The sequence below is a fragment of the Pollutimonas rozaliensis genome, assembly GCF_048751585.1.
Taxonomy (GTDB): domain Bacteria; phylum Pseudomonadota; class Gammaproteobacteria; order Burkholderiales; family Burkholderiaceae_B.
In genome coordinates this window covers 87,291-114,097 of the sequence record NZ_JAZHOB010000007.1, presented here as the reverse complement: position 1 = coordinate 114,097, position 26,807 = coordinate 87,291, and the positions used below count along the sequence as shown (strand labels likewise).

The window sequence follows — 26,807 nt, the reverse complement described above, 5'->3', positions numbered from 1 at the left end:
GCTATGATCAATTCTTTACGTTTCACTCTTTCGATGGGCGCGCTGGTCCTGCTGCTGGCGGGTTGTGCCGTGGGGCCGCAGTACCAGCGCCCGGCGGCCGATGTGCCCAAGGCCTTCAAAGAGGCGACCCTGTCGCCCGAGGCCGCCCAGCGCTGGAAGGCGGCCCAACCCTCCGACGATATCGCCCGTGGCAAGTGGTGGGCCGTGTTCGACGACGCCGAGCTCGATGCCTTGCAAGAGCAGGCTCTGGCGGCCAATCAGGACTTGAAGGCCGCCGCCGCGCGGGTCACGCAGGCGCGCGCGTTGCAGAGCGGTGCGCGTTCGGAGTTCTTTCCGCGGCTGGATGCCGGCTTTGGACCGACCCGGCAACGGGCATCCAATGCCGCGCAGGGACTGCCGGCCGATGCGCCGAACAGCCCCGCGACCTTGTGGCGCGCGCAAGCGGGCCTGTCGTACGAGGTCGACTTGTTCGGACGGATCGCATCCGACGTCGATGCCGCCACGGCGGATGCCCAGCAAAGCGCCGCCCTGTTCCATTCCGTGCAACTGGCATTGCAAGCCGATGTCGCGCAGAGCTACTTCCTGATCCGGCGGCTCGATGCCGAGCAGGAGCTTTACCGCAGCACCGTGGAGTTGCGCGGCAAAACCCTGGACCTGGTTCAGCGGCGCTATGCGGAGGGCGACATCAGCGAACTGGATGTGGCGCGGGCCAAGTCCGAGTTGGCCTCCGCCCAATCGGAGTCGCTGGGCGTTGCGCGCTTGCGCGCCGTGGCGGAGCATGCGCTGGCGATTCTGATGGGCAAGACGCCAGCGGAGTTTTCGATAGCGCCTCGCCCGCTGCAACGTGTGGCGGTGGGCATACCCGCCGGCCTGCCATCGTCCTTGCTGGAGCGCCGCCCGGATATCGCGGCCGCCGAGCGCGCCATGGCCGCTGCCAATGCACGGATCGGCGCGGCTCAGGCGGCATTCTTCCCGCGTCTGAACATTACGGGCGCATTCGGCTACGAGTCCTCGCAGTTGGGCGATCTGTTCCAGTGGTCCAGCCGCAGCTTCCTGCTGGGGCCCCTGGTCGGTACCATGCTGTCCCTGCCCATTTTCGACGGAGGGCAGCGCCAGGCCGGCCTGGATCGTGCCCGGGCTCGCTATGAGGAGGATGTCGCCAAATATCGCCAGACGGTGTTGAGCGCATTCCGTGAAGTGGAGGACGGCCTGTCCAGCCTGCGTATATTGGGCGAGCAATCGCAGGTTCAGGATGCCGCCGTCATGTCGGCGGCCAGGGCGGCGGAGCTTTCGCAGATACAGTATCGCGAAGGCTCGGTCAGCTACCTGGATGTTATCGATGCCGATCGCATGGTGCTTCAGCAAAGGCGGGTGGCCGTCCAGCTCGACGGCCAGCGGGCCCATGCCGCGGTGGATCTTATCCGGGCGATAGGCGGAGGGTGGGACGGTCTGGGAAAACAGGCTTCGGCATCCCAGGCATCTTGATCCTGAACTTGTCATGTGTTCACGGCTTTTCATGCTAATGTTGCGGACAAGGAAAGCGCCGCCTGAGCCATGGTTGCTTATGGCAAGGGCGTGCCATAGCTTGCATCCACGATAGGACACGCACGATGGCCGGAGCCAGTTTGCTTGCATTGTTGGACGACATAAGCAGCGTCCTGGACGATGTCGCGTTGATGACCAAGGCCGCCAGCAAGAAAACCGCCGGCGTGCTGGGCGACGATATCGCGCTCAATGCCCAACAGGTCACCGGCGTGGTCGCGGAGCGCGAGCTGCCGGTGGTTTGGGCGGTGGCCAAAGGGTCCTTCGTCAACAAGCTGATCCTGGTGCCGCTGGCGCTGGCCATAAGCGCTTTCCTTCCGGTCGCCATCATCCCCTTGCTGATGCTGGGCGGCATCTATCTGTGCTACGAAGGCGTCGAGAAAATCATCCATTCGCTTTTTCATGGCGGCGAATCCGCCCACCTGGATGACGCGCCTGTCGGGCCGACGCCGGAACAGGCCAAGATCAAGGGCGCCATACGCACCGATTTCATCCTGTCCGCCGAAATCATCGCAATCACCCTGGGCACCGTGGCCAGCGCGGTCTTTCCCGTGCAGGCGGCCGTCGTGGCCGGGGTTGCCCTTGCCATGACGGTAGGCGTGTATGGCCTGGTCGCGGGCATCGTGAAGCTGGACGACGCAGGCCTGTATCTTGCTCAGCGCAGAGGCCATGCCGTTTTTGCCGTCTTGCTGCGCGCCCTGGGGGCAGGCATTCTTGCCATGGCGCCATACTTGATGAAAGCCCTTTCCATTGCCGGCACGGCTGCCATGTTCCTGGTGGGCGGGGGAATCCTGCTTCATGGGATACCGGGCGCCGAACACTATGCCGGCGAACTCATGGGCTTTGCCTCGCCGCGGGCGAATGGCTTTCCCGCCGCCGCCTGGAAGGCGCTGGGACCTTCCGTAGCGGCTGCGTTGACTGGCATGGCCGCCGGCTTTGCCGCGCTGGCCGTGGTAACCCTGATCAAGCGGATGCGGGCTTAGCCGCGTTCCGCCCGCAGCCTATTTCTGCTACTCTCATCGCCAACTCGGACCTCCACAGAGCGATGCAGATGCCCCAAGATCAGGCGCACAAACCGGACAGCCTCGTTGCAATGCGCAAGCGCGTGAGCGACAGTTTCGACCGCCAGGGCCTGATGCGCCATCTGGGCGTTTCCATCGAAAGCATCGAGCCCGGCGAGGTCAGGCTGAAACTGCCTTACCGCGCCGAACTGACTCAGCAGCATGGTTTTTTCCATGCCGGCGCCAGCAGCGCGCTTGCCGATACGGCGGGCGGCTACGCCGGATTCACCTTGTTTCCAGATGGCAGTTCGGTGTTGACGGTGGAGTTCAAGATCAATCTTGTCGCGCCGGCCCGGGGCGATTACCTGCTTGCGGTGGGCAAGGTGTTGCGCTCGGGGCGGACGCTTACGATTTGCCAGCTGGAGGTCTTCGGCGTCACGCCACAGGGCAGGGATCTGGTCGCCGTAGGGCAGCAAACCTTGATGTGCATGCATGGCAAGCCCGACACGAATTGAAGTTCGGACAACATTCCGTGATATTGTGAAAACCTTGCGTATCTTCCGGATGCCTTCTCTTCAAGTTTGAAAAGCCCATCATCTTATGCACCCTGTATTGCCTGCTTTCCTGATCGCCCGGTGGCTGCTGGTCCTGCTGGTCCTTACCGGACTCTATTTCCTTAGCGGCTTCCTGGTACCCGTGCTGGCGGCGCTGATCATCTGCCTGGCAAGCTGGCGGCCCTATCAGCGCCTGCTGCGCCGTTGCGGCGACCGCAATGCGCTGGCGGCCACCCTGGCCCTGCTCATCGTCATCCTCGTGCTTATCGTGCCGCTGTCGCTGGCATTGACGTATGCGATTCAGGAAGCCAGCAGTTTCATCGCCTGGGCCCTGGCCGCCAATCGCAATGGCGTGCCCACACCAGAATGGATATTCGCGCTGCCCGTGGTGGGCGGACGGCTGGCCGAATACTGGACGACTTACCTGGGCGAGCCACATGCCCTGGGAACAGTGGTCGAGATCGTCAGCGGCGAGCATCTGGGCAACATCTATCGCATGATGCTGTCGGCCACCGGCAATATCTTCCAACTGTTGCTGACGGTCGTCTTCATGCTGATCACCTTGTTTTTCATATACAAGGACGGCGCCCGCATTCTGGGACAACTGGATATCGTGGGGGAACGCATACTGCCGGACCGCTGGCAGCGGTTTTCCCGCGTGGTGCCGGCCACGATCAACTCCACGGTGACAGGCATGGGCCTGATCGCCTTGGGAGAGGGCGTGGTGCTGGGTATTGCTTATTGGGTGGCGGGCGTGTCGTCGCCGGTATTGCTGGGCGTCATCACGGGCTTCATGGCCTTGATTCCCGGCGGCGCGCCGCTTTCGTTTTCATTGGTTTCGCTGTATCTGGTCGGTTCGGGGCACCCCATGGCCGGCCTGGGCCTGTTCTTGTGGGGCACCGTGGAATTGTTCATCGTCGACAAGACATTGCGCCCGCGATTGGTGGGCGGGCCCGTCAAGCTGCCTTTCCTGCCGACCTTCTTCGGCCTGGTCGGCGGCGTCAAGACCATGGGCATCGTGGGCCTTTTCATAGGCCCGGTCCTGATGGCCCTGCTGGTGGCCATATGGCGCGAGTGGATACATGAAGAAGAACAATGACGCCGTAACGGCCGAATTGGTGGCGGTGCTGGTCGCGGTCAGCGGGGGAGAGCCCCGAGTGCTGACGCGCGATTGTTCGCACGCGCTGCCCGCGGGGCCGTTCGAGTCGTCGCACCGCTCATTGCAGGCAGGCTTGCGGGCCTGGGTGGAAGCCCAGACGCACCACCCCATAGGCTATGTCGAACAGCTTTATACCTTCGCTGACGGCGATCGGGCCAACTGGCAGGGCCAGCGCATTATCTCGGTCAGCTATCTGGGGCTGACGCGGGAGTCCGAGAACCTGGATATCGATTCCGTGGGATGGCAGGACTGGTACCGTTATTTTCCCTGGGAGGATTGGCGCGAGGGCTGTCCGGAGATCATAAGCCGGCGGATATTGCCCGCCTTGCGCGGCTGGTGCGCCCAGGGATCCGGCATCGCGGCAAGGCGTCAGCGGCGCCAACGCGTCGATCACACTTTTGGACGGGATGCCGCCGCGTGGAATGAGGAATTCGTTCTACAGCGCTACGAGCTGCTGTTTGAAGCGGGCCTGGTGCCCGAGGCCGCCAAGCGGCTGGGGGCCGATGCCGTAGCCCCATTGCCCGGCGAGCCCATGCTGCACGATCATCGCCGCATTCTGGCGACGGCCATGGCGCGCCTGCGCGCCAAGATACGCTATCGTCCAGTGGTGTTCGAGCTCATGCCGCCGGCCTTTACGCTGCTCCAGTTGCAACTGGCTTTCGAGGCCCTGGCCGGACGCCGGCTGCACAAGCAGAATTTCCGGCGCGTCATCGAGCAGCAGGCGTTGGTCGAGGAGACGGGCCGCATGATACGCGGCGCGGCGGGCAGGCCGGCCAAGCTGTTCCAGTTCCGTGGCGATGTCATGCAGGAACGCGCCATCGCCGGCAGCAAACTGCCCCTGTCCAAATAAATGATTGCAATGAGGGCCGGCTTGACGTTTAATTGTGCTAGATGTGAGCATAATTAAACGTTGAACTTCGACGCCGGGCGGGGAAGGGAAGTGCGATTTCATGCTTTCCCCATAAGCGATGGTGATTTTCCCAATTTTTTACCTTACTAATACTCATTATGAGCATAATTGAACTGGCACAACGCACTGAAACGACTTTCCATCCGTCATCCGTCGCCACGGCTGCGCATCCGATTCCACCCTTGCCGGGCGTGATGCTGGAACCACTGGTCAAGCGCGCGCTGCGCGAGGACCTCGGCCGCGCCGGCGACCTGACTTCAGACGCCATCATTCCCCCGGATGCCCGGGCCCGGATGCGGCTGGCGGCTCGCCAGCCCGGTGTGCTGGCCGGCCTGGATTTGGCCCGGCTCGCTTTCCGGCTTATGGACGCGGGCGTCGATGTGCGCGTGCAGCGCGAAGATGGCGCGAGGCTGCGGCCGGGCGATGAGATCGCCACCATCGAAGGCGGCGCGCGCGCTATCCTGGGCGCGGAGCGCAGCGCCTTGAATTTCCTGTGCCACTTAAGCGGCGTGGCCACCGCAACCGCGTCCATCGCCGATGCCATAAGAAGCTACGGCACACGCGTCACGTGTACCCGCAAGACCATGCCGGGCTTGCGGGCGGTCCAGAAATACGCCGTCCGGGTGGGCGGCGGGAGCAACCATCGCTTCGGCCTGGACGATGCCGTGCTGATCAAGGACAACCATATTGCCGTCGCGGGCAGCGTGCGCGAGGCGGTAGCGCGGGCCAGGGCGGGAATAGGACACATGGTGCGCATCGAGCTGGAAGTCGATACGCTGGCCCAATTGGAGGAAGGACTGGACTGCGGGGTCGATGCGGTGCTGCTGGACAATATGCCGTTGGAAACCTTGAAGCGCGCCGTGCGGATGGTGGACGGCCGCGCCATAACCGAAGCGTCCGGACGCATTACACCGGAAACCGCGCCCGCCGTGGCGGCGACAGGCGTCGACCTGATCGCCGTCGGCTGGTTGACGCACAGCGCGCCGGTCCTGGATATCGGCCTGGATGCGGATCATGTCTAGGCGCGGCGCTTCCTTGTCGGTCCGGATGGCGGCGTTCCTCTGGGCGGCCGCGCTGATTGCCGGTACGGCGCGGGCCGGGACGGCGGACGCGGATGCCGGCGACGCGTATCCCACACGTCCCATCGTTCTGGTCGTCACGTTTCCGCCCGGCGGAGGGACCGACATGCTGGCCCGCCGCCTGGCCGTGCACATGGAAGGAGCGCTGGGTCAGCCGGTGGTGGTGGAGAACCGGGCCGGAGCCAGCGGGAACATCGGCGCTCAAATGGTGGCGCGGTCCAAGCCTGACGGATACACCCTGCTGATGGTCAACAGCAGTTATGCCATCAATCCCGGCGTGTATCGCAATCTGGGTTTCTCCCCGCAAAAAGACCTGGTGGGGGTGATCAATATTGCCTTCGTGCCTTCGGTGCTGGCGACCGCGGCCGATTCTCCGTGGAAAAGCCTGCCGCAGGCTTTGGAAGCGCATATCGGCGAGCGGCAGGAGACCCCGCTTTCATACGCCAGTTGCGGCAACGGCACGCCGCAGCATCTGGCCGGCGAACAATTGATGGGCCGGACCGGCGCCGCCTGGCTGCACGTGCCATATCGCGGTTGCGGTCCCGCCCTGACGGGCTTGCTGGCGCATACCGTGGACGTCGGCTTCGTGACCGCTTCGGGCGCCTTGCCGCTGATACAAGCCGGAGCTTTGCGGGCGCTGGCCGTGACTTCGCCCCGGCGCTCGCCGCTGCTGCCCGATGTCCCCACCGTGGCGGAGCAGGGCTTGCCCGGCTATGAGCTGGATCAATGGCATGGAATACTGGCGCCGGCGGACACGCCTCCGGCTGTCATCGAGCGGCTCAATTCGGCCGTCGCCGCCATCATGAGCAAGCCTCGGTTGGTGGCTGACTTGCGCGCGCTGGGCTATGACACCACGGCAAGCACTTCGCAGGAATTCCAGTCTTTGATTCAGCGGGACATAGCCAGGTTTGGACGGCTGACCATGAAAATGGGGCTGGAAGTGAATTAACCGCCGGCGGCGCTATTCGATGTTCTGCGCCTGTTCCCGCATCTGCTCGATCAGCAGCTTCAGGTCGATGGCCGCACGGGTGACGCTTAGCGCGCTGGCCTTGGATCCCAGGGTATTGGCTTCGCGGTTCATTTCCTGAAACAGGAAGTCCAGGCGCTTGCCGGCGCTGCCGCTGTTCTTCTTGTCCTTGCCGCTGGCCTGGCCGCTGCGCAGCAAATGCTCCAGCTCGGCGATATGCGACCGCAGGCGCGACAACTCTTCGGCCACGTCGATGCGCAGGGAGAACAGCGACGCTTCCTGCGCGATGCGGGCCGATAATTCCGCGCCGCTTATCTGCGCAAACCCCTCGGGGCTTGCCGCCATCAGCGCGTCGCGCAGCTTGGTGCTGATTTTTTCCTGATGCTCCGCCAGCAATACGGGCAAGTCTTGCGCAACCTGTTCGACGATGGCGCCGACCTCGCGGGCGCAGTCCAGCATCATTTCGGCCAGTCGCTGGCCTTCGCGCTCGCGGGCAGCCTGCAGCTCATCAAGCGCATGGGCGGCGGCTTCCGAGCACATGCCTGACCAGATTTCAGGATCGAAGGCATTGTTTTCCGCGCTTCCGGCGCCCGAAATCAATTCGGCCAGTTGCGGGGCGGGCACGTCGGGGATCATGCGCCGTGCCGTCAGCAATTGGCTGGCGACGGTGGATAAATAATCCTCATCCAGCGTTGCCGAGGCTTGCGTTGGCGCCCGGCTGTAGTTCACCCGGATGTCCACTTTTCCGCGCTTGACGGCGCGGCCCAACTGTTCCCGGATCAGGCCTTCGGCTATGCGCAGGTCTTCGGGCAGGCGGAAATTGATGTCCAGGAACCGGCTGTTGACGCTGCGGAACTCTACGGTAACGCTGCCTTGCTCGGATTCGGCGCGCGCGCTGCCGAAGGCGGTCATGCTACGGATCATGAACGAAGTCCTGTTTACGGATGGAAAGGCGTTATTGTATGCCGGTCCCGGCCGCGGTTTCGCGCGCCGGCCGCGCTTCATGAGAGAATCCGTCGTTATCCGCTGTTGAATCCAGGAGTTTTCCGTGTCCGAGTCCCCCTTGTCATCCTCTTCCGGCCTTGTGCGCCCATCGGGGCGCCATGCCGCCCAATTGCGCCCGTTTTCTCTGGAGCTGGGCTATACCCGGCATGCCGAGGGTTCCGTCCTGGTCAAGGCCGGCGATACGCATGTGCTTTGCAATGCCAGCGTCCTGGAAAAAGTGCCTCCTTTCCTGAAGGGCAGGGGACAAGGCTGGGTAACGGCGGAATACGGCATGCTGCCCCGTTCGACGCATACCCGCTCCGACCGCGAGGCGGCCAGAGGCAAGCAAAGCGGCCGCACCCAGGAAATTCAGCGCCTCATAGGCCGCAGCCTGCGCGCGGTGTTCGACTTGACCGCGCTGGGAGAGCGGACACTGCATCTGGATTGCGATGTCCTGCAGGCCGATGGGGGAACCCGCTGCGCCAGCATCACCGGCGCCTGGGTTGCCGCGGCCATCGCCAGCCGCAAGCTGGTCGAGCAGGGTCTGGTTTCCGTCAACCCCATACGGGATCATGTCGCCGCCGTGTCGGTGGGGCTGGTGAATGGAGCAGCGGTTCTGGACCTGGATTACATCGAGGATGCAGGCTGCGGCGCCGACATGAACATCGTCATGACGGGTGCGGGAGATTTCGTCGAGGTGCAGGGTACGGCCGAAGGGCAGACATTCCAGCGCGCCGAGCTGGACGTCTTGCTGGACCTGGCCCAAAACGGCATTGCCGAATTGATCGGCTTGCAGAAGCAGGCGCTGAACGGCTAGTCGATTCGGCTACTTCCGTCTGGTGGCTGTGAAAGGGCCGGCGCCGCGGAGGCGCCGGCATGGCCTTAGACCAGGCGGCCCACCATTTCGGTGTCGGCCAGGGCCCAGATGCGCTGGATCAGCCCCTGGACTTCGTCGGTGCTGGCCGCATTGCGGTAGGTTCCCAGGCGCAGGGCCTTGTCCTCCAGCTCTGCGCGCGACAGCGTATTGCCCGGATCGCCCTTGGGCTCGTCGACGCGCGCGGAGAAATTGCGGCCATCGCGGGTGTGAACGGTGACCTTGCCTATCCATTGCGCCGGATAGGCCGCGTCCACCTCGGTATCCAGCTCCATGCTTACCCGATCGCGGAATTCCGCGACGGCCGGATCGTTCAGCGCCGCGTCGAATTCCGGCAGGCCCGCGCGATCGTGAAGCGCGATCAAGCCCAGAACGGTGCCCATGGAGAACTTGGACTGATGCACGGTCGCGGGATTCACGACCGGGCCCAGGACATCGATGGCGCCCTGGTGCACATGCGCCACGACGGATGAAATATCGCCCGCTTCGATATGCTGCGACCGTATCACTTTTTGCAGCGCATCGGCCGCCGGGTGGGTGTGACGGCACGATGCGTGATACTTGAAAGAGGTTTCCAGCACGGTCCAGCGCGAGCCCAGCCTGTCGGTCAGCTTGGCCGGATCCGCGTCGGTGGACATGCCGGCGGCCAGGCCCTGCGGACCTTCCAGTATGTGCTGGGCGCCCGTGAAGCCGTCGTGCGCCAGGTAGGCGGCGATCAGGCCGTTGACGGCCGCTTTGGAAGTATGAAGCTGCTTGGAGTCGGCGGCGTCGCGCAGGAATTCCCACAAGCCGGCCGATTGCGTGCCGGCCGATCCCAAGGCATGCAGCATTTGATGCTTGTCCAGGTTAAGCAGCCTGCCCACCGCGACCGCTGCGGCCAGCGGGCCCGCGGTGCCGGTGGTATGGAAGATTTTATAGTGCGATCGGCCCAGGAATTCGCCGACGCGGATGCCCGTCTCGTAACCGGCCACCGAGGCGACCAGCAGGTCCCGTCCGGATCGTCCCAGCGCCTGCGCCACGGCAATGGCCGGTGGGAAGATGACGGCGGCCGGATGGAACACCGATCCGTTGTGCACATCGTCTTGTTCCACCATGTGCGCCGCCGCCGCGTTGACCATGGCCGCGAACAGGGGACTGGTGGTCTTGCGCGTGACGATGTTTTCCGAGGGGCCGCTGGCCGGTCCCATGGTGTCCGCCAGTTTGGCCATGGCTTGAACGGGGCGGGCGCTGGAGCCGGCGAGCACCGATGCCAGGCAATCGAGCATAAGGTCTTCCGTGCGGCGCAGCACATCGGCGGGGATATCGTCGTACGTCAGTTGAGCGGCGAACTCGGCAAGTTCCGCACTGGGATGGTTCATGGTCGTCTCCGGCATGCGGCGCATGCGCTATGTTATGTGGAAATCAATGGTGTCAGAAGGAGCGTGGCAGGCCCAGCACGTGTTCGGCCACGTAGGAAAGAATCAGGTTGGTGGAGATGGGGGCCACCTGGTACAGCCGCGTTTCGCGGAACTTGCGCTCGATGTCGTATTCGTTGGCAAAACCGAAGCCGCCATGGAATTGCAGGCAGGCGTTGGCGGCCTCCCATGATGCGTCGGCGGCCAGCAGCTTGGCCATATTGGCCTGCGCGCCGCAAGGCCTGTGCGCGTCGTACAGCCGACAGGCTTCGAACCGCATGAGGCTGGCGGCTTCTATATTGATGTGGGCCCGCGCTATGGGAAACTGCACGCCCTGGTTTTGCCCAATGGGGCGATTGAACACGATGCGTTCTTTTGCGTAGGCCGTTACCTTGTCGATGAACCAATGCCCATCGCCTATGCATTCGGCGGCAATCAATGCGCGCTCGGCGTTCAGGCCGTCCAGAATGTATTTGAAACCCTTGCCTTCCTCGCCAATCAGGTTCTCGGCGGGAATTTCCAGGTTGTCGAAGAAGAGTTCGTTGGTTTCGTGATTGACCATATTGGGAATGGGGCGCACTTCCATGCCGTGCCCGATGGCCTGATGCAGGTCGACCAGGAAGATGGACATGCCTTCGGATTTTTTCTTGACCTCGTCAAGCGGCGTGGTGCGGGCCAGCAATATCATCAGGTCCGAATGCTGTATGCGCGAAATCCAGACTTTCTGGCCGTTGATGACGTAACGGTCGCCTTTTTTGACGGCGGTGGTCTTGATCTTGGTGGTGTCCGTGCCGGTGGTGGGCTCGGTCACACCCATGGACTGCAGGCGTAGTTCGCCGCTGGCGATACGGGGCAGGTAGAGTTTTTTCTGTTCGGCCGAGCCGTGGCGCAGCAAGGTGCCCATGTTGTACATCTGGCCGTGGCATACTCCGGAATTCCCGCCGTTGCGGTTGATTTCCTCCATGATGACCGAAGCCTCGGTCAGGCTGAGGCCCGATCCGCCGAATTCCTCGGGAATCAGCGCGGCCAGCCATCCCGCCTCGGTCAGGGTGTTGACGAATTCTTCGGGGTAGCCGCGTTCTTCGTCGATCTTGCGGAAGTATTCCGGGGGAAACTGCGCGCAAAGGTCGCGGATGGCGTCGCGAATGTCCTGAAAGGCGGGTGTGTCCTGGGTCATGATGGGGAAGTCCGGGGTTCATTACAATAGCCATTACTTTGCCTGAACGCTGGAGGCTTGCCAATTATTGCTTGCTTAAGCGGGGGTTTGCCAATTTTGAAGAGAATGTCCGCATGGCGATGCATTTTGATTTAACGGATATGCAGTTGATGGTGAATGTCGCCACCGCGCAAAGCATGACTCGCGGCGCCGAACGCTCATTCTTGTCGCTGCCGGCCGCCAGCAACCGGGTCAAGAACCTGGAAGCCCATCTGGGCACGGCTCTTTTTTATCGCAACAGCCAGGGGGTTACCCTGACACCCTCGGGCGAGGCCTTCGTACGGCATGCGCGCATCGTCCTGCGCCAGCTGGAGCACCTGCGCGGCGACATCCAGGAATACGCCAGCGGGGTCAAAGGCCGCGTCAGGGTGTACGCCAACACCACCGCCATGAATGAATTCATGCCCAACATCCTGGCCTTGTACCTGGGCGCGCACCGCGACGTCAATGTCGAGCTGCGCGAACGGCTGAGCTATCTGGTGGTCAAGGCGGTGGCGGACGGATCCGCCGACATCGGCATCACCGCGCAGGCGGGCGGCGGCGAGAACATTGAATTCCTTCCTTACCGCAGCGACCGCCTGGTGCTGGTCACGCATAAGGATCATCCCCTGGCCGAGGGAGAGGCCGTCGATTTCGACAATACGCTTTCCTACGACTACGTCGGCCTGTCCGAGACCAGCGCCATCCATGCGTTTTTATTGCAGGCCGCGGACGACCTGGGCAGGGTGCTCCGCTTTCGCGTCGAGGTCAGCAACTTCGAGGCCGCTTGCCGCATGATTGCCGCCCATGTCGGCATAGGCGTCATCCCAGAATCGGCCGCCCGCCGCTATGTAAAAGAGATGCCCCTGAAGATTGTTTCCTTGAACGATTCGTGGGCGTTGCGGCGGCTGCATATTTGCGTGCGGCAATTCGACAAATTACCGGTGTTCGCCAAGGAACTGGTTTCCTTGCTGGTCAAGGACGCCGCAGAAGGACAGAAACATGACTAAAGTGGTACTGGCTTCCAATAACGCGGGCAAGCTCAGGGAGTTTTCCGCCATTCTTGCGCAAGCCGATATAAGCATGGTTCCCCAGGGGGAACTGGGCGTGGCCGAGGCCGACGAACCCTACGCCACTTTTGTGGAAAATGCGCTGGCCAAGGCGCGGCATGCCAGCCGGCAGACCGGCTTGCCGGCATTGGCCGACGACTCTGGCTTGTGCGTGCATGCGCTTGGCGGCGCACCCGGGGTTTTCTCGGCCCGCTATGCATCGCTGGCCGGCGGTGAGAAATCCGATGCAGCCAATAATCGCCATCTTCTTGCGCAACTGGCGGAAGCTGAGGATCGATCGGCCTGTTACGTGGCTGTACTGGTTTACGTCGAATCGGCGGACGACCCCCGGCCCATCATCGCGGAGGGCAGTTGGGACGGCATCATTGTCGACGAGGCGCGCGGCGGCAACGGCTTCGGCTACGATCCGCATTTCCATCTGCCTGCGCTGGGGAAGACGGTTGCCGAACTGTCGCCCGACCAAAAGAACGCGCTAAGCCATCGCGCCCAGGCCCTGACGGCCTTGCTGCAGGCCCTGCGCAGCCGCCAGCCTTAAAAACCGGCCATCCACGGCCGCCCGCGGGTTTACCGGCGGGGCTTGATTTTCCAGGATAAATTCCGTGCAGCCTATTGATACTTCCGCAACGGCCCCTGCCAGGAAGCCCGGCGTAGTCCCGGCCGGCCCCGGCGGCCGAACCATACTTTCCAGCCTGCCGCCCTTGTCCCTTTATGTCCATGTGCCCTGGTGCGTGCGCAAGTGTCCTTATTGCGACTTCAATTCGCATGAGCTGGGCCAGGACCTGCCCGAGCAGGAATACCTGGATGCCTTGCAGGCGGACCTGGAGCAGGCTTTGCCGCTGATCTGGGGCCGGCAGGTCATATCGGTTTTCATCGGCGGCGGCACGCCCAGCCTGCTGTCGGCGGGCGCCCTGGATCGGATGCTGGCCATGTTTCGGGCCTATCTGAACCTGCTGCCCGATGCCGAGGTGACCCTGGAAGCCAATCCGGGAACGGCCGAGGCGGGCCGTTTCGCCGATTATGCGGCCAGCGGCGTCAACCGCATTTCACTGGGCATACAGAGTTTTGACGATCGCGCCTTGAAGTCCCTGGGCCGGATCCACGATGCGCGCCAGGCGCGCGCCGCCATAGAATTTGCACAGCGCTCGGTTCCGCGTGTGAACCTGGACCTGATGTATGCCTTGCCAGGACAGTCGCTGGAAGCTTGCGGAGACGATCTGCGTCAGGCCATGTCTTTCCAGACCGGTCACTTGTCCCTGTACCACCTGACCCTGGAACCGAACACGGTTTTTGCCAAGTACCCGCCAGCGCTTCCCGACGACGATTCAAGCGCCGCGATGCAGGACCTGATCACCCAGGCGACCGAAGCGGGGGGGTGGGAGCGTTACGAGGTATCGGCCTATGCACGGCCGGGCGAACGCTGCCGCCATAATCTGAACTATTGGGAATTCGGCGATTATCTGGGCATCGGTCCGGGAGCCCACGGAAAGCTGTCCTTCCACGATCGTATCGTCCGTCAGGCCCGCTTGAAGAATCCGGCCTCCTGGATGGAAAAGGCCCTTAGGCGGGATGGCAGCCATCTGGCGGAAGACCGCGAGGTCCAATGGAAGGAGCTGGGCTTCGAGTTCATGCTGAATGCCCTGCGCCTGAAGTCGGGGGTGGAGCGCAGCAGCTTCATTGAACGCACCGGTCAATCCATTTTGGCCGTAGCGCCCGCTATCGAAAGGGCGGTTGCCAAGGGTCTGCTGGAACCCGATCCCGCCAGGCTCCAAGCCACACCCCGGGGCTGGGAGTTTTTGAATGATCTGCTGTCGGAGTTTCTGGATTAAAGGCTCATCAAGCCGTCACGCACTAAAATTTGCACCAATAAGGTGCAAATTGCCCCATAATGGTGAATGATCGTTGCCCTGACTCTCTCTATTTGTCGCCATGCCTTGTTAAATGCTGGCACGCTTATTGCGTAAACGTGTGTTGTTTTACTCTCTTTCTGATTTCATTGGTTCAGGAGCCACCTATATGCCCACCCCCGAAGAAGTAGTCAAACTCATTGCAGAACGCGAAGTCACTTTTGTGGACTTCCGCTTTACCGATACCCTGGGCAAAGAACACCATTTGACCGTTCCCGCTCATACGGTCGACGAAGAAAAACTTGAGACGGGTGTGGCGTTTGACGGTTCGTCGATCGCGGGATGGAAAGGCATCGAAGCGTCGGACATGGTCCTGATTCCCGATGCGGGCTCCGCGCGTATGGATCCCTTCCGCGAAGAGACCACGCTGAACCTGACCTGCGACGTGGTCGAGCCCTCCGATCTCAAGGGCTATGACCGCGACCCCCGTTCGCTGGCCAAGCGCGCCGAGGCCTATCTGAAGTCCAGCGGCTTGGGCGATACGGCTTATTTCGGTCCGGAACCGGAATTCTTCGTTTTTGACGGAATCACCTGGAACGACGACATGTCGGGCTGCTTCGTGAAGATCAAATCCGAAGAAGCTCCCTGGTCGCGCGGCCTGGAGCTCGAAGGCGGCAACCTGGGCCATCGTCCGGGCGTCAAGGGCGGCTATGTGCCGGTATCGCCGGTCGACGGTTTCCAGGACATGCGTTCGGAAATGTGCCTGCTGCTGGAGCAGCAAGGCGTTCCGGTCGAGGTCCACCACCATGAAGTGGCGGGCCAGGGCCAGCTTGAAATCGGCACCAAGTTCAGCACCCTGGTCGAGCGCGCCGACTGGAACCAGATCCTGAAATACACCGTGCACAATGTGGCCCACGTATACGGCAAGACGGCCACCTTCATGCCCAAGCCCATCGTCGGCGACAACGGCTCGGGCATGCATGTGCACCAGTCCATCTGGAAAGACGGACAAAACCTGTTTGCGGGTAATGGCTATGCCGGCCTGTCCGAGTTCGCCCTGTATTACATCGGCGGCATCATCAAACACGCCAAGGCCTTGAACGCCATCACCAATCCGGGCACCAACTCGTACAAGCGCCTGGTGCCTCACTTCGAGGCTCCCGTGAAGCTGGCCTACTCGGCGCGCAACCGCTCCGCATCCATACGCATTCCGTATGTCGGCAGCCCCAAGGGCCGCCGCGTCGAGGCCCGCTTCCCCGATCCGCTGGCCAATCCTTACCTGGCTTTCTCGGCCTTGATGATGGCCGGCCTGGACGGCGTGCAGAACAAGATCCACCCCGGCGATCCCGCCGACAAGAATCTGTACGACCTGCCGCCCGAAGAAGACGCGAAGATCCCGACGGTCTGCGCTTCGTTGGAAGAGGCCATTGCCGCGCTGGACGCCGATCGCGAATTCCTGACCCGTGGCGGTGTTTTCAGCAACGACATGCTGGATGCGTATATTGAACTGAAGATGGCCGAGATCACGCGCTTGCGCATGACGACTCATCCGGTCGAGTTCGATATGTACTACAGCCTGTAATGGGCGAGGGGCGGCCGCGGGGCCGCCCTTGGCAAAATCCGGAAGAATCATGGACGTAGCCAGTTACGATCTGCTCTCGACCGCCGTCCTGCTGCTGGACGGCCAGGCCAGGGTGGAGCACGCCAATACGGCGGCGGAAGAATTGTTCAGCGTCTCGCGCAGGCAATTGGCCGGACAGCGGATTCACGCCCTTTTCGGCGAAGATCCGGCGCTGGCCGAGCGCTTGCCCGACGCCATCGACGGCAAGTTTGGAATACTGCGCCAGGATCTGGTGATTGATCGCCGGGGCGACCAGGTTGCGGTAAGCCTGGCCATCGTGCCTTTGCACAGGCAGCCCTGGGCGGCCTTGCTGGAGGTGCGCGTCATCGAACATCACATCCTGCTGGACAGACATCAGCAATTAAGCAAGGAATTGACCGCGCAACGGGAGTCCCTGCGCAATCTTGCCCACGAGGTCAAGAACCCCTTGGGCGGGATACGCGGGGCGGCGCAATTGCTGGATGTCGAGCTGGGCCCCGGCGCCTTGCATGAATATACGCAGGTCATCATCGCCGAGGCGGACCGCCTGGCCGGTCTGGTGGACCGCCTGATCGCGCCGCAGGGCGAGACCTTGCGAAAAACCGCGTTCAATATTCATGAAATTTGCGAACGGGTATACCGGCTGGTCGGAGCGGAGTTTCCCAGGATCGATTTCATTCGAGACTATGACGCATCCGTGCCGGATTTGAACGGCGATTTCGAGCGCTTGTTGCAGGCCTTGCTGAACATGGTGCGCAATGCCGCGCAGGCCTTGACGGAAACGCCGCCCCAGGGATCCGCGCGCTTGGTGCTGCGCACGCGCATAGGGCGGCAGCTGCTGTTGGCGGCATACCAGGCAAAACTGGGCGTGGTCGTATCCATAATCGACAACGGTCCGGGTGTGCCGCCGCTGTTGCATGACAAGATTTTCCATCCCCTGGTTACGGGCCGCGCCAGCGGAACGGGCCTGGGCCTGAGCCTCGCGCAAGATTTCGTCCAGCAGCATGGCGGCATCGTGGAGTTCGATTCGCAGGCGGGACACACGGAGTTCCGCATGATCCTGCCCTTGGAGCAATGATGAAACCGGTATGGATAGTCGACGACGACCAGAGCATACGATGGGTGCTTGAAAAAGCGCTGGCGCGGGTCGCCATTCCGGCCCAGAGCTTCGCCTCGGCCGCCGATGCGCTGGAAGCGTTGCGGGATACGCTGCCTTCCGTGCTGCTGACCGACGTGCGCATGCCCGGGCAGGATGGCCTAAGCCTTTTGCATCGCATCAAGCAGGATCATCCCGATCTGCCCGTCATCGTCATGACGGCATTCACCGATCTGAACAGCACCGTGGCCGCCTTTCAGAAAGGCGCGTTCGACTATTTGCCCAAGCCTTTCGATGTGAATGCCGCCGTGGCTCTGGTGCAGCGTGCCGCGCAAACCAGCCCTCGGGAATCCTTGGACGAGGATCTGTCTACCGAGCCGCCCAGCGCCGGACGCATCATGGTGCAGTCGTCCTCGCCGGCCATGCAGGAAGTCTTTCGCGCCATAGGGCGCCTGGCCGCATCCAGCGTAACGGTGCTGATCACCGGCGAGTCGGGAACGGGCAAGGAGCTGATCGCGCGCGCCCTGCACGAGCACAGCACGCGGGCGAGCGGGCCTTTTGTCGCCCTCAATGCGGCAGCCATACCGAAAGACTTGCTCGAGGCCGAATTGTTCGGCCATGAGCGCGGCGCGTTTACGGGGGCCACGCAGCAGCGCCGTGGACGTTTCGAAGAGGCCCGCAATGGCACGCTTTTCCTGGATGAGATCGGCGATATGCCCTTCGAGCTCCAGACCAGGCTGTTGCGCGTCCTGGCCGAAGGCAGTTTTTACCGGGTGGGCGGCTCCCAGGCCATACACGCCGATGTGCGTATTGTGGCCGCAACGCATCAGCCGCTGGAACAGCGGGTGGCGGAAGGGCGGTTCCGCGAAGACCTTTTCCATCGTTTGAATGTCATACGCCTGCGCCTGCCGCCGCTGCGCGAGCGCAAGGAAGACATACCGGCGCTGGTCCAATTGTTCATGCAGAACAGCGCCAACGATCTGGGTGTGCCGGTGCGCCGCGTCGCGCCGGATGCCATGCGCATGCTCGGCGCCTTCGACTACCCGGGCAATATCCGCCAGTTGGAGAACTTTTGCCAATGGCTGACGGTGATGTCGTCGAGCCAAGTGGTCGAGGCCAAGGATCTGCCGCCAGAGGTGCTGGCCGAGACCGAAGGCGAGGCCGATTCCGGTACGCCCGAGCCCCAGTCGGAAGACGCAGGCATCCAGCCGGACGGTACGGCACGGTCCGAATCCTGGCTGGATATGCTGGCGCAGGAAGCCCAGGCAAGGCTGCTGCGCAACGAGCCGGCCGTCATGGCAACGCTGACGCGCGATTTCGAACGTGCATTGCTGGAAACGGCCCTGGGCTACAGTCGGGGCCGGCGCATGGAAGCCGCGCAGCGGCTGGGCATAGGGCGCAATACGCTGACCCGCAAATGCGCGGAATTGGGGCTGAACGAGACAGAGGATAGATAGGATAGCGCCGTGCGCTGGGCATGGATATTGCTTCTTGGGGCTGTCCTTGGCAATAAAGGGAGTCCATATGACCCGTCCGTCCGGCAGTACAGTGTCCTTTTGCGTCCATGCTTTCCTGCTAGTGTTCGGCGCTTGCTTTATGGGCGGCGGCGCCGTATTTGCGCAACCGGTCGGCGCACCCGGGACGGCGGCCGCGCCCCCAGTGCAATCGCCTTCAGGCGCCTGGGGATTGCGGCTGGGCTATAACAGCGATTATCGAAAGATAGGCCTGATGTACGAGACGCCGTCATGGTGGAGCAGTCCATCGGGCAGGTGGGGCCGCTTGGATCTTGGGGCCGAGCTGGGCATATCGTATTGGGACGCTCAAAGCGGGCACCCGGACTCGATGTGGCAGTTAAGCGCGACGCCGATGCTGCGCTGGTGGCCGACGGAATTCTTCTATGCCGAAATCGGCGTGGGCGTCACCGGACTGAGCCGCACGCACTTTGCGGGACGGGATCTGGGTTCCGCCTTTCAATTTGGAAACCATGCCGGGGTGGGCGTCCTGATAAACGACGCGCATCGGATAGGCTTGCGCTATTCGCATTTCTCCAACGCCGGATTGAAGAAGCCGAATCCAGGGCTGGACATGCTGCAGCTTACCTATACCTATCGATACTGAGGGCGATAAGGCCCCGCGGGGAGCCCTTAACCGGCTTCACCACGCAGATAGGCCTGGGCGCGTTGCGCCATCAATGCTTCGCGCTTGATGAAGTCGGACACGAAGGCGCTGGCCGGCTTGTGGTGAAGATTGTAGGGAGTATCCCACTGCACGATGTCGCCATTTTGCATAATGCCTATCCGGTCGGCAATCGCGAACGCTTCGGCCTGGTTGTGGGTGACCAACAGCGCCGTGTGGCCGGTTTTCTTGAGAATGTCGCGTACTTCGAATGCCAGCCGTTCGCGCGTATCCACATCCAGGTTGGAAAAAGGTTCGTCCAGCAGCAGCAGTTCCGGTTCGGGCGCAAGCGCGCGTGCCAGCGCCACGCGCTGCTGCTGCCCACCGGACAGCTCATGCGGATAGCGATGGCCGGATTCTTCCAGTCCGGTCAATGACAACAGTTCATCCACACGATCGCGGCGGCGCTGCTTGTCCCACTTGCGCAGGCCGAAGGCGATGTTTTTCTCGACGCTGAGGTGAGGGAAGAGCGCGTAGTCCTGAAACATCATGCCCACATGCCGGTTTTCCGGCTCGACCTGGCTGCCGATGCCCGACAGTGTGATGCTGCCCAGGGAGATCGATCCGGTTCTAAGCGGTTCGAACCCCGCGATCGCGCGCAGCACTGTCGTCTTGCCGCAGCCCGATGCGCCCAGCAGGCAGCCTATGCAGCCCTTTTCTAGATCCAGGGATAGATGCTGCACGACGGGGGTCAGGCCTTCGGGAGTATCGTAGGCCAGGGAAATTCGATCCAGTTTCAGCAATTCGGACATTCGGGTCAATGGGTTGATTTGAATTGGGTGCGCGCCAGCAGGATGACTGGCAGCAGGCCGGCCAGCACGATGGCCAGCGCCGCCACGGCGCCTTCTTCATAGGTTCCCCTGGCCGCCTCGGCGTAAAGCCAGGTGGCCAGGGTGTCGAAATTGACGGGCCGCAGAAGCAGCGTTGCGGGCAGTTCTTTCATGGTGTCGACGAAGACCAGCAAGGCGGCTGCCGCCAGCGCGGGCCGCAGCAGGGGCAAATGTATGCGTTTCAAAGTGCCCGTGGATGTCTCGCCCAGCAGACGGGCGGCTTGCTCCATGGAAGGAGGGATGCGGGCCAGTCCGGCCTCGATGCCGCCGATTGAAATGGCCAGAAAGCGGATCACGTAGGCGCAGACCAATGCGGTGCTGGTCCCCATCAACAGCAGGCCGGGATCGGCGTTGCCCAGCGCCTGCCATAGCCATGAGGCCAGGCTGTCGATGAGCATGATGGGCATAAGCAAGCCGATGGCCAGGACGGTGCCGGGGATGGCGTAGCCGGACGTGGCCACGCGGGCGAACAGTTTCGGCAGGCGCGATGGCGCGCCGTTGCGTATGGCCCGGGCGGTCCAGGCGACGATCAGTCCGCATGCCAGCGTGGCCAGGGTGGCAATCAGCGCAATCCTGACCGTGTTGTAGCCGCTGAGCAGCAACTGGTCGGATACCGCTCCCACCGTGTGGAAATGCTTGATGGTTTCGTTCAGCAAGTACACGGCGGGCGCGACAAAGCCGATGATGATGGGCAGCCAGCCCAGGATAAAGGCGATGGCCGCGGCGGGTCCCCGCAGTTTTCGAGGCTGGACGGCCCGCGCGCGCTGGGTGCTGGCGTAGCGCTGGCGGCGGCGACCGTGCCGTTCAAGCAGGATGAGGGCGGCGACGATGGCCAGCATGGCCAGGGCTATCTGAGCCGCGCCGGCCAGGTCGGAACGCGTGACCCAGGTGGTATAGACCGATACTGTCAGGGTTTGAACGCCCAGGAACTCGGAGGCGCCAATATCGTTAAGGGTTTCCAGCAAGGCCAGGCTGACACCCACGGCGATGGCCGGCCGCGCCAGCGGCAGGGCGACGCGGAAAAAGGCGCTGCGGCCGGATGAACCGAGTACTCTTGCGGCCTCGATCAGGCTGGCGGCCTGAGTGGCGAACATGACACGGGTGCTAAGGTAAACGTAAGGGTAAAGCACGAATCCCAGCAGGAATATGGCTCCGGGCAGCGAACGCAGGTCGGGCAGGCGGAACTGCCTTGGACTGTCATAGCCCAGCAGGTCGCGCAGCAGCGTCTGCACCGGTCCGATCGGATGCAGGATGTCCAGATAGGCGAAGGCCACGATATAGGTGGGTACCGCCAGCGGCAGCAAGAGCGCCCAGGACAGCGTGCGGCGGGTGGGAAAATCGTAGGCGGTGATCAGCCATGCGCTGCCCACGCCCAGGCATGCAACCAGGACGCCAACGCCGGCAAGCAGCAGGGCGGTGTTGCGAAACGCCACGGGGAGAACGAAATTCAGCAGATGCGCCCAATGGTCCAGCGATCCCTGCAGGGCGTACCAGCATAAAGTCACAATGGGAGCGATCACGCACAGCGCGATCAGAAATGCGGCAACGCGCCAACCCAGGCCGGATTCAAACGAAAGTAGACGACGGGAAGGCAACTGCGGATTTTCCTGCAAAAGTCGAGAAAACGCGGGCCGGCGGGCCCGCGTTTCAGTGGAGAGAACCAGAGGATCAGTTGTTGAATCCAACTTTGTCCACCAGCTCGCTGGCCTGCTTGCGATGCTTGGCGATCTCGGTCAATGGCAAGGGATCGACAACCAAGGGGCCGAAGCTGGCTACGACGGGATCAAGCTTGACGCCTTGCTTGATCGGGTATTCGTAGTTGGCATTGGCGTACAGGCTTTGTGCCTTGTCGGATACCAGGTATTCAAGCAGCTTGACGGCGTTTTCCTTGTTGGGCGCATGCTTGGCCACCGAAGCGCCGGAAATATTAACATGCGTGCCGCGGCTTTTTTCATTGGCGAAGGTGGGGCGAACGACCTTGATGGCGTCGCCCCATTTGCGCGCATCGGTGCCTGGCTCGGCGTTCTTCATGCGTCCGACATAGTAGGCATTGGCAATGCCGATATCGCAGATGCCGCCCAGGATATCGCGCGCCACGTCGCGGTCGCCGCCGGCCGCCTTGCGGCCCAGGTTGTTCTTGACATTGCGCAGCCAGGCTTCCGTGGCTTCAGCGCCGTTGTGGGCGATCATGGCCGCGATGAGCGCGGTATTGTAAGGATGCTGGCCCGAGCGTATGCAGACCTTGCCCTTCCATTTGGGGTCGGCCAGGGCTTCATAGGTGATGGCATTGACGTCCAGATCCTTCGCGACATAGGCCACCCGATCACGCAGCGACAGCGAATACCACTGATTGTCGGCGCCGCGCAGGTTGGCGGGTATCGTTTCGTTCAGGATCTTGGAGTTTACCGGCTGGGTGACGCCGGCTTCGACCAGGTCGAGCAGATTGCCGATATCGACCGTCATGAGGACATCGGCGGGCGATTTGTCGCCTTCGGCCTTGACGCGCTCGATCAGGCCGTCCTTGACGAACACCGTATTCACCTTGACGCCGGTGTCTTTGGTGAACTCGTCAAGCAGAGGCTGTATAAGCTTGGGCTCGCGCGTGGTGTACAGGCTGACGTCAGCGGCAAATGCCGTGGCGGACAAGGTGGAAAACGCGGCAATGCCCGCCAGTGCGAACGACCGGAACAAAGGCTTGAGCTCTTTTACTGAGCGCATCAGGGATCTCCAGATAGGATGGTGAGGGAATTCATTGCTGGCCAAGAATCGGGTTACTATGCATAAATAGTAATGATTCTCATATAGATAAGCGAAAGATAGCAGAGTATCCCTAACTATTCAACTGGATTTCAGCTGATAAAGCGATATTGCGCCGCCGTCGATCGTTTTTTTTCCTTTATTTGATTTATCTTAAACAAGATGCGCGTAACGCCGGCCCGCTGTCTTGAAATGGCGGAGGTGTGCCGTAATATCCGTCAAGAGGGCGGGGCTTTTGGAATGGTCCGTCCCCGGTCGGCTAAAATCATGCCTTCTTGTGCGATGCCGCATTCCTGCTGTTTCGCTATTTTCATGCCGCGGGCAACTACTTTTCATAGACACATGGCAGCTTTCAATACAGAACAGGTTCTTAGCGTCCACCACTGGAATGATTCCCTGTTTTCATTCAAGACCACGCGCGATCCCGCCTTGCGTTTCCATAACGGCCACTTCGTCATGCTGGGGCTGGAAGTCAACGGCAAGCCGCTGATGCGCGCCTACAGCATCGCCAGCGCCAACTACGAGGAAAATCTGGAGTTCCTGAGCATCAAGGTGCAGGACGGCCCGTTGACCTCGCGCCTGCAGCACCTGAAAGAGGGCGACTCCATCCTGGTCAGCAAGAAGCCGGTCGGAACGCTGGTCGCGGATGACCTGAAGCCGGGCAAGCATCTTTACCTGTTTGCCACCGGCACCGGCCTTGCTCCTTTCATGAGCATCATCAAAGATCCCGATATCTACGAGCGCTTCGAAAAAATCGTGCTGCTTCACGGCGTGCGCTTCAAGAACGAACTGGCCTACTCGGACTTCATACAGAACGAGTTGCCCAATAACGAGTATTTCGGCGATGTCGTCCGCGACAAGCTGATTTACTACCCCAGTGTCACGCGCGAGCCGTTCCGCAACGAAGGCCGCATCACCCACGTGGTCGAAACCGGCAGGCTGTTTGCCGACATAGGCTTGCCGCCGCTTGATCCCGCTATCGATCGCGCCATGCTTTGCGGCAGTCCGCAGATGCTGGCCGATGTCAGCGGCATGCTTGACATGCGCGGCTTCGTGGTGTCGGCCGGCGTTGGCCAGCCCGGCGACTACGTCATTGAACGCGCTTTCGTCGAAAAATAGATAAGCTGGGCCGGATGGCCGGATTCCAGGCGATCAGGCCTCCGGCGAAAGGCCTGGGGCAGGGGGGGCTTTTAATTCTAGCTATAGATGATTAAACTCTGATAGTTGTTTTTAGATATTTTTCAGAGAAACTATTTATGGCCAAACAAATCATCCATACCGACGCGGCGCCCGCGGCCGTCGGCCCTTATTCGCAAGCCGTGGCCTGCGGGTCCGGCAAGACTGTCTACCTGTCGGGCCAGATCGGCCTGGAGCCGGGCACCGGCGAGCTGGTATCCGAGAACTTCGAAGGGCAGGTCAGGCAGTCGTTCGCCAATATGCAGGCGGTCATCGAGGCGGCCGGCGGCACGCTGGACAGCATCGTAAAGCTTACCCTGTTCCTGACCGATCTTAGCAAGTTCGCCAGCGCCAACGCCATCATGGCCGACATCATCCCCCAGCCTTATCCGGCACGCTCGACCATAGGCGTGGCAAGCCTGCCCAAAGGCGCGCAGTTCGAAGTCGAAGCGGTCATAGTCCTTTAGGACCGCTATTGGCGCTTTCCACGGCATCGACCAGGAAAATGCAGGCCGCCGCCCAGCCGCCCGCAGGCGGCCCGACATCGCTGCTGGAGCGCAAGCTGCTGCATCTGGGCTTGCGCGACCCTTCCGATTTCATCGTCCATCTGCCTTTGCGCTACGAAGATGAAACGCGCATCGCGCCGATTTCGGCCATACACTCCGGCATGTCCGCGCAGGTCGAGGGCGAGGTCGTGCGCAGCGAAGTGCAGTTCAGGCCCCGGCGCCAGCTACACGCCATCATCGAGGATGGCACCGGGCAGCTTGCCCTGCGCTGGCTCAATTTCTATCCCAGCCAGCAAAAGCAGGTGGAGGCCGGCAAGCGCGTGCGTGTGCGCGGCGAAGTGCGTAGCGGTTTTGGTGGCCACGAAATGGTGCACCCCAAGGTGTCGGCGGCGGGCACGGTTCTGCCCAACGCGTTGACGCCCGTCTACCCAACGACCGATGGACTATCGCAAATCAGCTTGCGCAAGGCCATCGACAAGGCCTTGCAGCAGGCCGACCTGTCGGACACCTTGCCGCCGGAGATTCGCGAGCGCTACGGGCTGGTCCCGTTTGCCGAAGCGATCCGCGTTCTGCATCATCCTCCCGCCAACGTTTCCTACGCCGACCTGATCGAACGCGGCCATCCGGCCTGGATCCGCATCAAGTTCGATGAACTGCTCGCCCAGCAACTGTCGCTGGCCGCCGCCCGCGCCGCGCGCCGCCGACAGAGGGCAGGCGCGCTGGACGGCGGCAATGGCCAACTGGTGCAGGCGTTGCACTCCAGCCTGCCATTCACCCTGACCGACGCCCAGCGCCGCGTCATCAAGGAAATATCCGGCGATCTGGCGCGCCGCTTTCCCATGCACCGCCTGTTGCAGGGCGATGTCGGCAGCGGCAAGACCATTGTGGCCGCGTTTGCCGCGGCGCAGGCAATTTCCAGCGGCAGCCAGGTGGCCATCATGGCGCCCACCGAGATCCTGGCCGAACAGCATTTTCAGAAGCTGTCTTCCTGGCTGCAGCCGCTGGGCGTGCAGGTGGCTTGGCTAACCGGCAGCCTGACCGGCAAGGCGCGCAAGGCCGCCATCGACTCCATCGAGTCGGGGCGGGCGCAGCTTATTGTGGGCACACAGGCGCTGATCCAGGACAAAGTCGTCTTCGCACGGCTGGGCCTTTCAATACTCGACGAGCAGCACCGTTTCGGCGTTGGTCAACGGCTGCGGTTAAGCCGCAAGGGCGAAGAGCCGGACGGGCACGGTACCGACATTCCGCATCAGTTGAACATGAGCGCCACCCCCATCCCCCGCACGCTGGCCATGACTTTTTTTGCCGATCTGGACGTATCCGTCATCGATGAATTGCCGCCGGGACGCAGTCCTGTGCTGACCAAGCTCATCGACGATGGCCGGCGCGACGAGGTGCTGGGCAGCGTGATTGCCGAAGTGCGGAAAGGCCGCCAGGCATATTGGGTCTGCCCGCTGGTCGAAGAAAGCGAGGCCTTGCAATTGCAGACAGCGGTGGATACCCATGTGCGGCTGGTCCAGGCGCTGCCGGGCATGCGGGTCGGCCTGGTGCACGGCAAGCTGCCGGCCTCGGCCAAGCAGGAAGTCATGAACGACTTCCGGGCCGGCAAGATAGATCTGCTTGTGGCCACCACCGTGATCGAGGTGGGCGTTGATGTGCCCAATGCCTCGCTCATGATCATCGAGCACGCCGAACGCTTCGGCCTTGCGCAGTTGCATCAGTTGCGCGGCCGGGTAGGGCGGGGAAGCCGGCAGTCCATTTGCGTGCTGATGTACCAGTCGCCCCTGTCGGCGATTGCGCGCCAGCGATTGCGCGCCATGTATGAGACATGCGACGGTTTTGAAATTGCCCGCCGCGACCTGGACATGCGCGGCCCCGGCGAATTCCTGGGCACAAGGCAGTCGGGCCAGGAGCTCCTGCGCTTTGCGAGCATTGAAACGGACGCCCGCATCATCGAGCAGGCCCAGCAGGCCGTCAAAGAGCTGCGCGACCAATACCCGGAGCATGCCCACGCCCACCTGCGGCGCTGGATGCGCGACAAACAAGACTATTTGCGCAGCTAGCGCGGCAGCACCCTATTTTTTTGCGAGATAT

The 26,807-nt window shown here is 62.2% G+C and carries 24 protein-coding genes; 18 read left to right on the top strand and 6 right to left on the bottom strand.

Features of this window, described 5'->3' with window-relative positions:
- Window positions 1–3 precede the first annotated feature (3 nt).
- The 7 genes from V0R37_RS14150 to V0R37_RS14120 all read left to right on the top strand — a co-directional run bounded on the left by V0R37_RS14150 (window position 4) and on the right by V0R37_RS14120 (window position 7,194).
- Window positions 4–1,485 (top strand): efflux transporter outer membrane subunit, encoded by a 1,482-nt coding sequence (locus tag V0R37_RS14150; protein WP_420375134.1) that lies wholly within the window; start codon window positions 4–6, stop codon window positions 1,483–1,485.
- Window positions 1,486–1,610: 125 nt separating this feature from the next.
- Complete coding sequence (locus V0R37_RS14145) at window positions 1,611–2,525, top strand: DUF808 domain-containing protein (protein ID WP_420375133.1); 915 nt, start codon at window positions 1,611–1,613, stop codon at window positions 2,523–2,525.
- A gap of 68 nt (window positions 2,526–2,593) precedes the next feature.
- Window positions 2,594–3,058 carry a PaaI family thioesterase gene (locus V0R37_RS14140; protein ID WP_420375132.1) on the top strand — a complete coding sequence of 155 codons (465 nt, stop codon included), beginning with the start codon at window positions 2,594–2,596 and terminating at the stop codon, window positions 3,056–3,058.
- A gap of 85 nt (window positions 3,059–3,143) precedes the next feature.
- Window positions 3,144–4,196, top strand: a complete 1,053-nt coding sequence (locus V0R37_RS14135) for an AI-2E family transporter (protein WP_420375131.1) — start codon at window positions 3,144–3,146, stop codon at window positions 4,194–4,196.
- On the top strand, window positions 4,180–5,106 hold the full coding sequence (locus tag V0R37_RS14130) for an NUDIX hydrolase (protein ID WP_420375130.1): 927 nt from the start codon (window positions 4,180–4,182) through the stop codon (window positions 5,104–5,106). The genes V0R37_RS14135 and V0R37_RS14130 overlap by 17 nt, the downstream gene beginning before the upstream one ends.
- 254 nt (window positions 5,107–5,360) lie before the next feature.
- Window positions 5,361–6,188: a carboxylating nicotinate-nucleotide diphosphorylase gene (gene nadC / locus V0R37_RS14125; protein ID WP_420375332.1), complete on the top strand. Its 828-nt coding sequence runs from the start codon at window positions 5,361–5,363 to the stop codon at window positions 6,186–6,188.
- A 25-nt stretch (window positions 6,189–6,213) separates the two neighbouring features.
- Window positions 6,214–7,194 (top strand): Bug family tripartite tricarboxylate transporter substrate binding protein, encoded by a 981-nt coding sequence (locus tag V0R37_RS14120; RefSeq protein ID WP_420375331.1) that lies wholly within the window; start codon window positions 6,214–6,216, stop codon window positions 7,192–7,194.
- Between the two features lie 12 nt (window positions 7,195–7,206).
- Here the strand turns inward: V0R37_RS14120 and V0R37_RS14115 are convergent, their stop codons facing one another.
- Window positions 7,207–8,136, bottom strand: a complete 930-nt coding sequence (locus V0R37_RS14115) for a YicC/YloC family endoribonuclease (protein WP_420375129.1) — start codon at window positions 8,134–8,136, stop codon at window positions 7,207–7,209.
- 139 nt (window positions 8,137–8,275) lie between these two features.
- Between V0R37_RS14115 and rph the strand changes: the two genes are divergently transcribed.
- Window positions 8,276–9,013 carry a ribonuclease PH gene (gene rph, locus V0R37_RS14110; RefSeq protein WP_420375330.1) on the top strand — a complete coding sequence of 246 codons (738 nt, stop codon included), beginning with the start codon at window positions 8,276–8,278 and terminating at the stop codon, window positions 9,011–9,013.
- Window positions 9,014–9,078: 65 nt separating this feature from the next.
- Here the strand turns inward: rph and V0R37_RS14105 are convergent, their stop codons facing one another.
- Together V0R37_RS14105 and V0R37_RS14100 are read right to left on the bottom strand one after the other, a co-directional pair.
- Window positions 9,079–10,428 carry an MmgE/PrpD family protein gene (locus tag V0R37_RS14105; protein ID WP_420375128.1) on the bottom strand — a complete coding sequence of 450 codons (1,350 nt, stop codon included), beginning with the start codon at window positions 10,426–10,428 and terminating at the stop codon, window positions 9,079–9,081.
- A 52-nt stretch (window positions 10,429–10,480) separates the two neighbouring features.
- Window positions 10,481–11,641, bottom strand: coding sequence for an acyl-CoA dehydrogenase family protein (locus V0R37_RS14100; protein ID WP_420375127.1), 1,161 nt, complete (start codon window positions 11,639–11,641; stop codon window positions 10,481–10,483).
- A 113-nt stretch (window positions 11,642–11,754) separates the two neighbouring features.
- On the opposite strand from V0R37_RS14100, the gene V0R37_RS14095 reads away from it, so the two are divergent.
- The 7 genes from V0R37_RS14095 to V0R37_RS14065 all read left to right on the top strand — a co-directional run bounded on the left by V0R37_RS14095 (window position 11,755) and on the right by V0R37_RS14065 (window position 19,387).
- The gene (locus V0R37_RS14095) at window positions 11,755–12,669 is read left to right on the top strand and encodes a LysR family transcriptional regulator (protein WP_420375126.1); all 915 of its coding nucleotides are present in this window, start codon (window positions 11,755–11,757) and stop codon (window positions 12,667–12,669) included.
- Window positions 12,662–13,264: an RdgB/HAM1 family non-canonical purine NTP pyrophosphatase gene (gene rdgB / locus V0R37_RS14090; protein WP_420375125.1), complete on the top strand. Its 603-nt coding sequence runs from the start codon at window positions 12,662–12,664 to the stop codon at window positions 13,262–13,264. The genes V0R37_RS14095 and rdgB overlap by 8 nt, the downstream gene beginning before the upstream one ends.
- Window positions 13,265–13,328: 64 nt before the next feature.
- Window positions 13,329–14,555: a radical SAM family heme chaperone HemW gene (gene hemW / locus V0R37_RS14085; protein ID WP_420375124.1), complete on the top strand. Its 1,227-nt coding sequence runs from the start codon at window positions 13,329–13,331 to the stop codon at window positions 14,553–14,555.
- A gap of 187 nt (window positions 14,556–14,742) precedes the next feature.
- The gene (gene glnA, locus V0R37_RS14080; protein WP_420375123.1) at window positions 14,743–16,155 is read left to right on the top strand and encodes a type I glutamate--ammonia ligase; all 1,413 of its coding nucleotides are present in this window, start codon (window positions 14,743–14,745) and stop codon (window positions 16,153–16,155) included.
- A gap of 49 nt (window positions 16,156–16,204) precedes the next feature.
- Window positions 16,205–17,251, top strand: a complete 1,047-nt coding sequence (glnL, locus tag V0R37_RS14075; RefSeq protein ID WP_420375122.1) for a nitrogen regulation protein NR(II) — start codon at window positions 16,205–16,207, stop codon at window positions 17,249–17,251.
- Window positions 17,251–18,726 carry a nitrogen regulation protein NR(I) gene (ntrC, locus tag V0R37_RS14070; RefSeq protein WP_420375329.1) on the top strand — a complete coding sequence of 492 codons (1,476 nt, stop codon included), beginning with the start codon at window positions 17,251–17,253 and terminating at the stop codon, window positions 18,724–18,726. The genes glnL and ntrC overlap by 1 nt, the downstream gene beginning before the upstream one ends.
- 67 nt (window positions 18,727–18,793) lie before the next feature.
- Window positions 18,794–19,387 carry an acyloxyacyl hydrolase gene (locus tag V0R37_RS14065; RefSeq protein ID WP_420375121.1) on the top strand — a complete coding sequence of 198 codons (594 nt, stop codon included), beginning with the start codon at window positions 18,794–18,796 and terminating at the stop codon, window positions 19,385–19,387.
- 26 nt (window positions 19,388–19,413) lie between these two features.
- Here V0R37_RS14065 and V0R37_RS14060 read toward each other — a convergent pair whose 3' ends face one another.
- From V0R37_RS14060 to V0R37_RS14050, 3 genes are all read right to left on the bottom strand, one after another.
- Window positions 19,414–20,196: an ABC transporter ATP-binding protein gene (locus V0R37_RS14060; RefSeq protein ID WP_420375120.1), complete on the bottom strand. Its 783-nt coding sequence runs from the start codon at window positions 20,194–20,196 to the stop codon at window positions 19,414–19,416.
- Between the two features lie 5 nt (window positions 20,197–20,201).
- Window positions 20,202–21,869: an ABC transporter permease gene (locus V0R37_RS14055; protein WP_420375119.1), complete on the bottom strand. Its 1,668-nt coding sequence runs from the start codon at window positions 21,867–21,869 to the stop codon at window positions 20,202–20,204.
- 73 nt (window positions 21,870–21,942) lie between these two features.
- A complete protein-coding gene (locus V0R37_RS14050; RefSeq protein ID WP_420375118.1) occupies window positions 21,943–22,992 on the bottom strand; it encodes a Fe(3+) ABC transporter substrate-binding protein in 1,050 nt (349 codons plus the stop codon).
- Between the two features lie 381 nt (window positions 22,993–23,373).
- On the opposite strand from V0R37_RS14050, the gene V0R37_RS14045 reads away from it, so the two are divergent.
- From V0R37_RS14045 to recG, 3 genes are all read left to right on the top strand, one after another.
- Window positions 23,374–24,150 (top strand): ferredoxin--NADP reductase, encoded by a 777-nt coding sequence (locus V0R37_RS14045; RefSeq protein ID WP_420375117.1) that lies wholly within the window; start codon window positions 23,374–23,376, stop codon window positions 24,148–24,150.
- Window positions 24,151–24,287: 137 nt separating this feature from the next.
- Window positions 24,288–24,674 carry a Rid family detoxifying hydrolase gene (locus V0R37_RS14040; RefSeq protein WP_420375116.1) on the top strand — a complete coding sequence of 129 codons (387 nt, stop codon included), beginning with the start codon at window positions 24,288–24,290 and terminating at the stop codon, window positions 24,672–24,674.
- 38 nt (window positions 24,675–24,712) lie between these two features.
- Window positions 24,713–26,776 carry an ATP-dependent DNA helicase RecG gene (gene recG / locus V0R37_RS14035; protein WP_420375328.1) on the top strand — a complete coding sequence of 688 codons (2,064 nt, stop codon included), beginning with the start codon at window positions 24,713–24,715 and terminating at the stop codon, window positions 26,774–26,776.
- Window positions 26,777–26,807 lie beyond the last annotated feature (31 nt).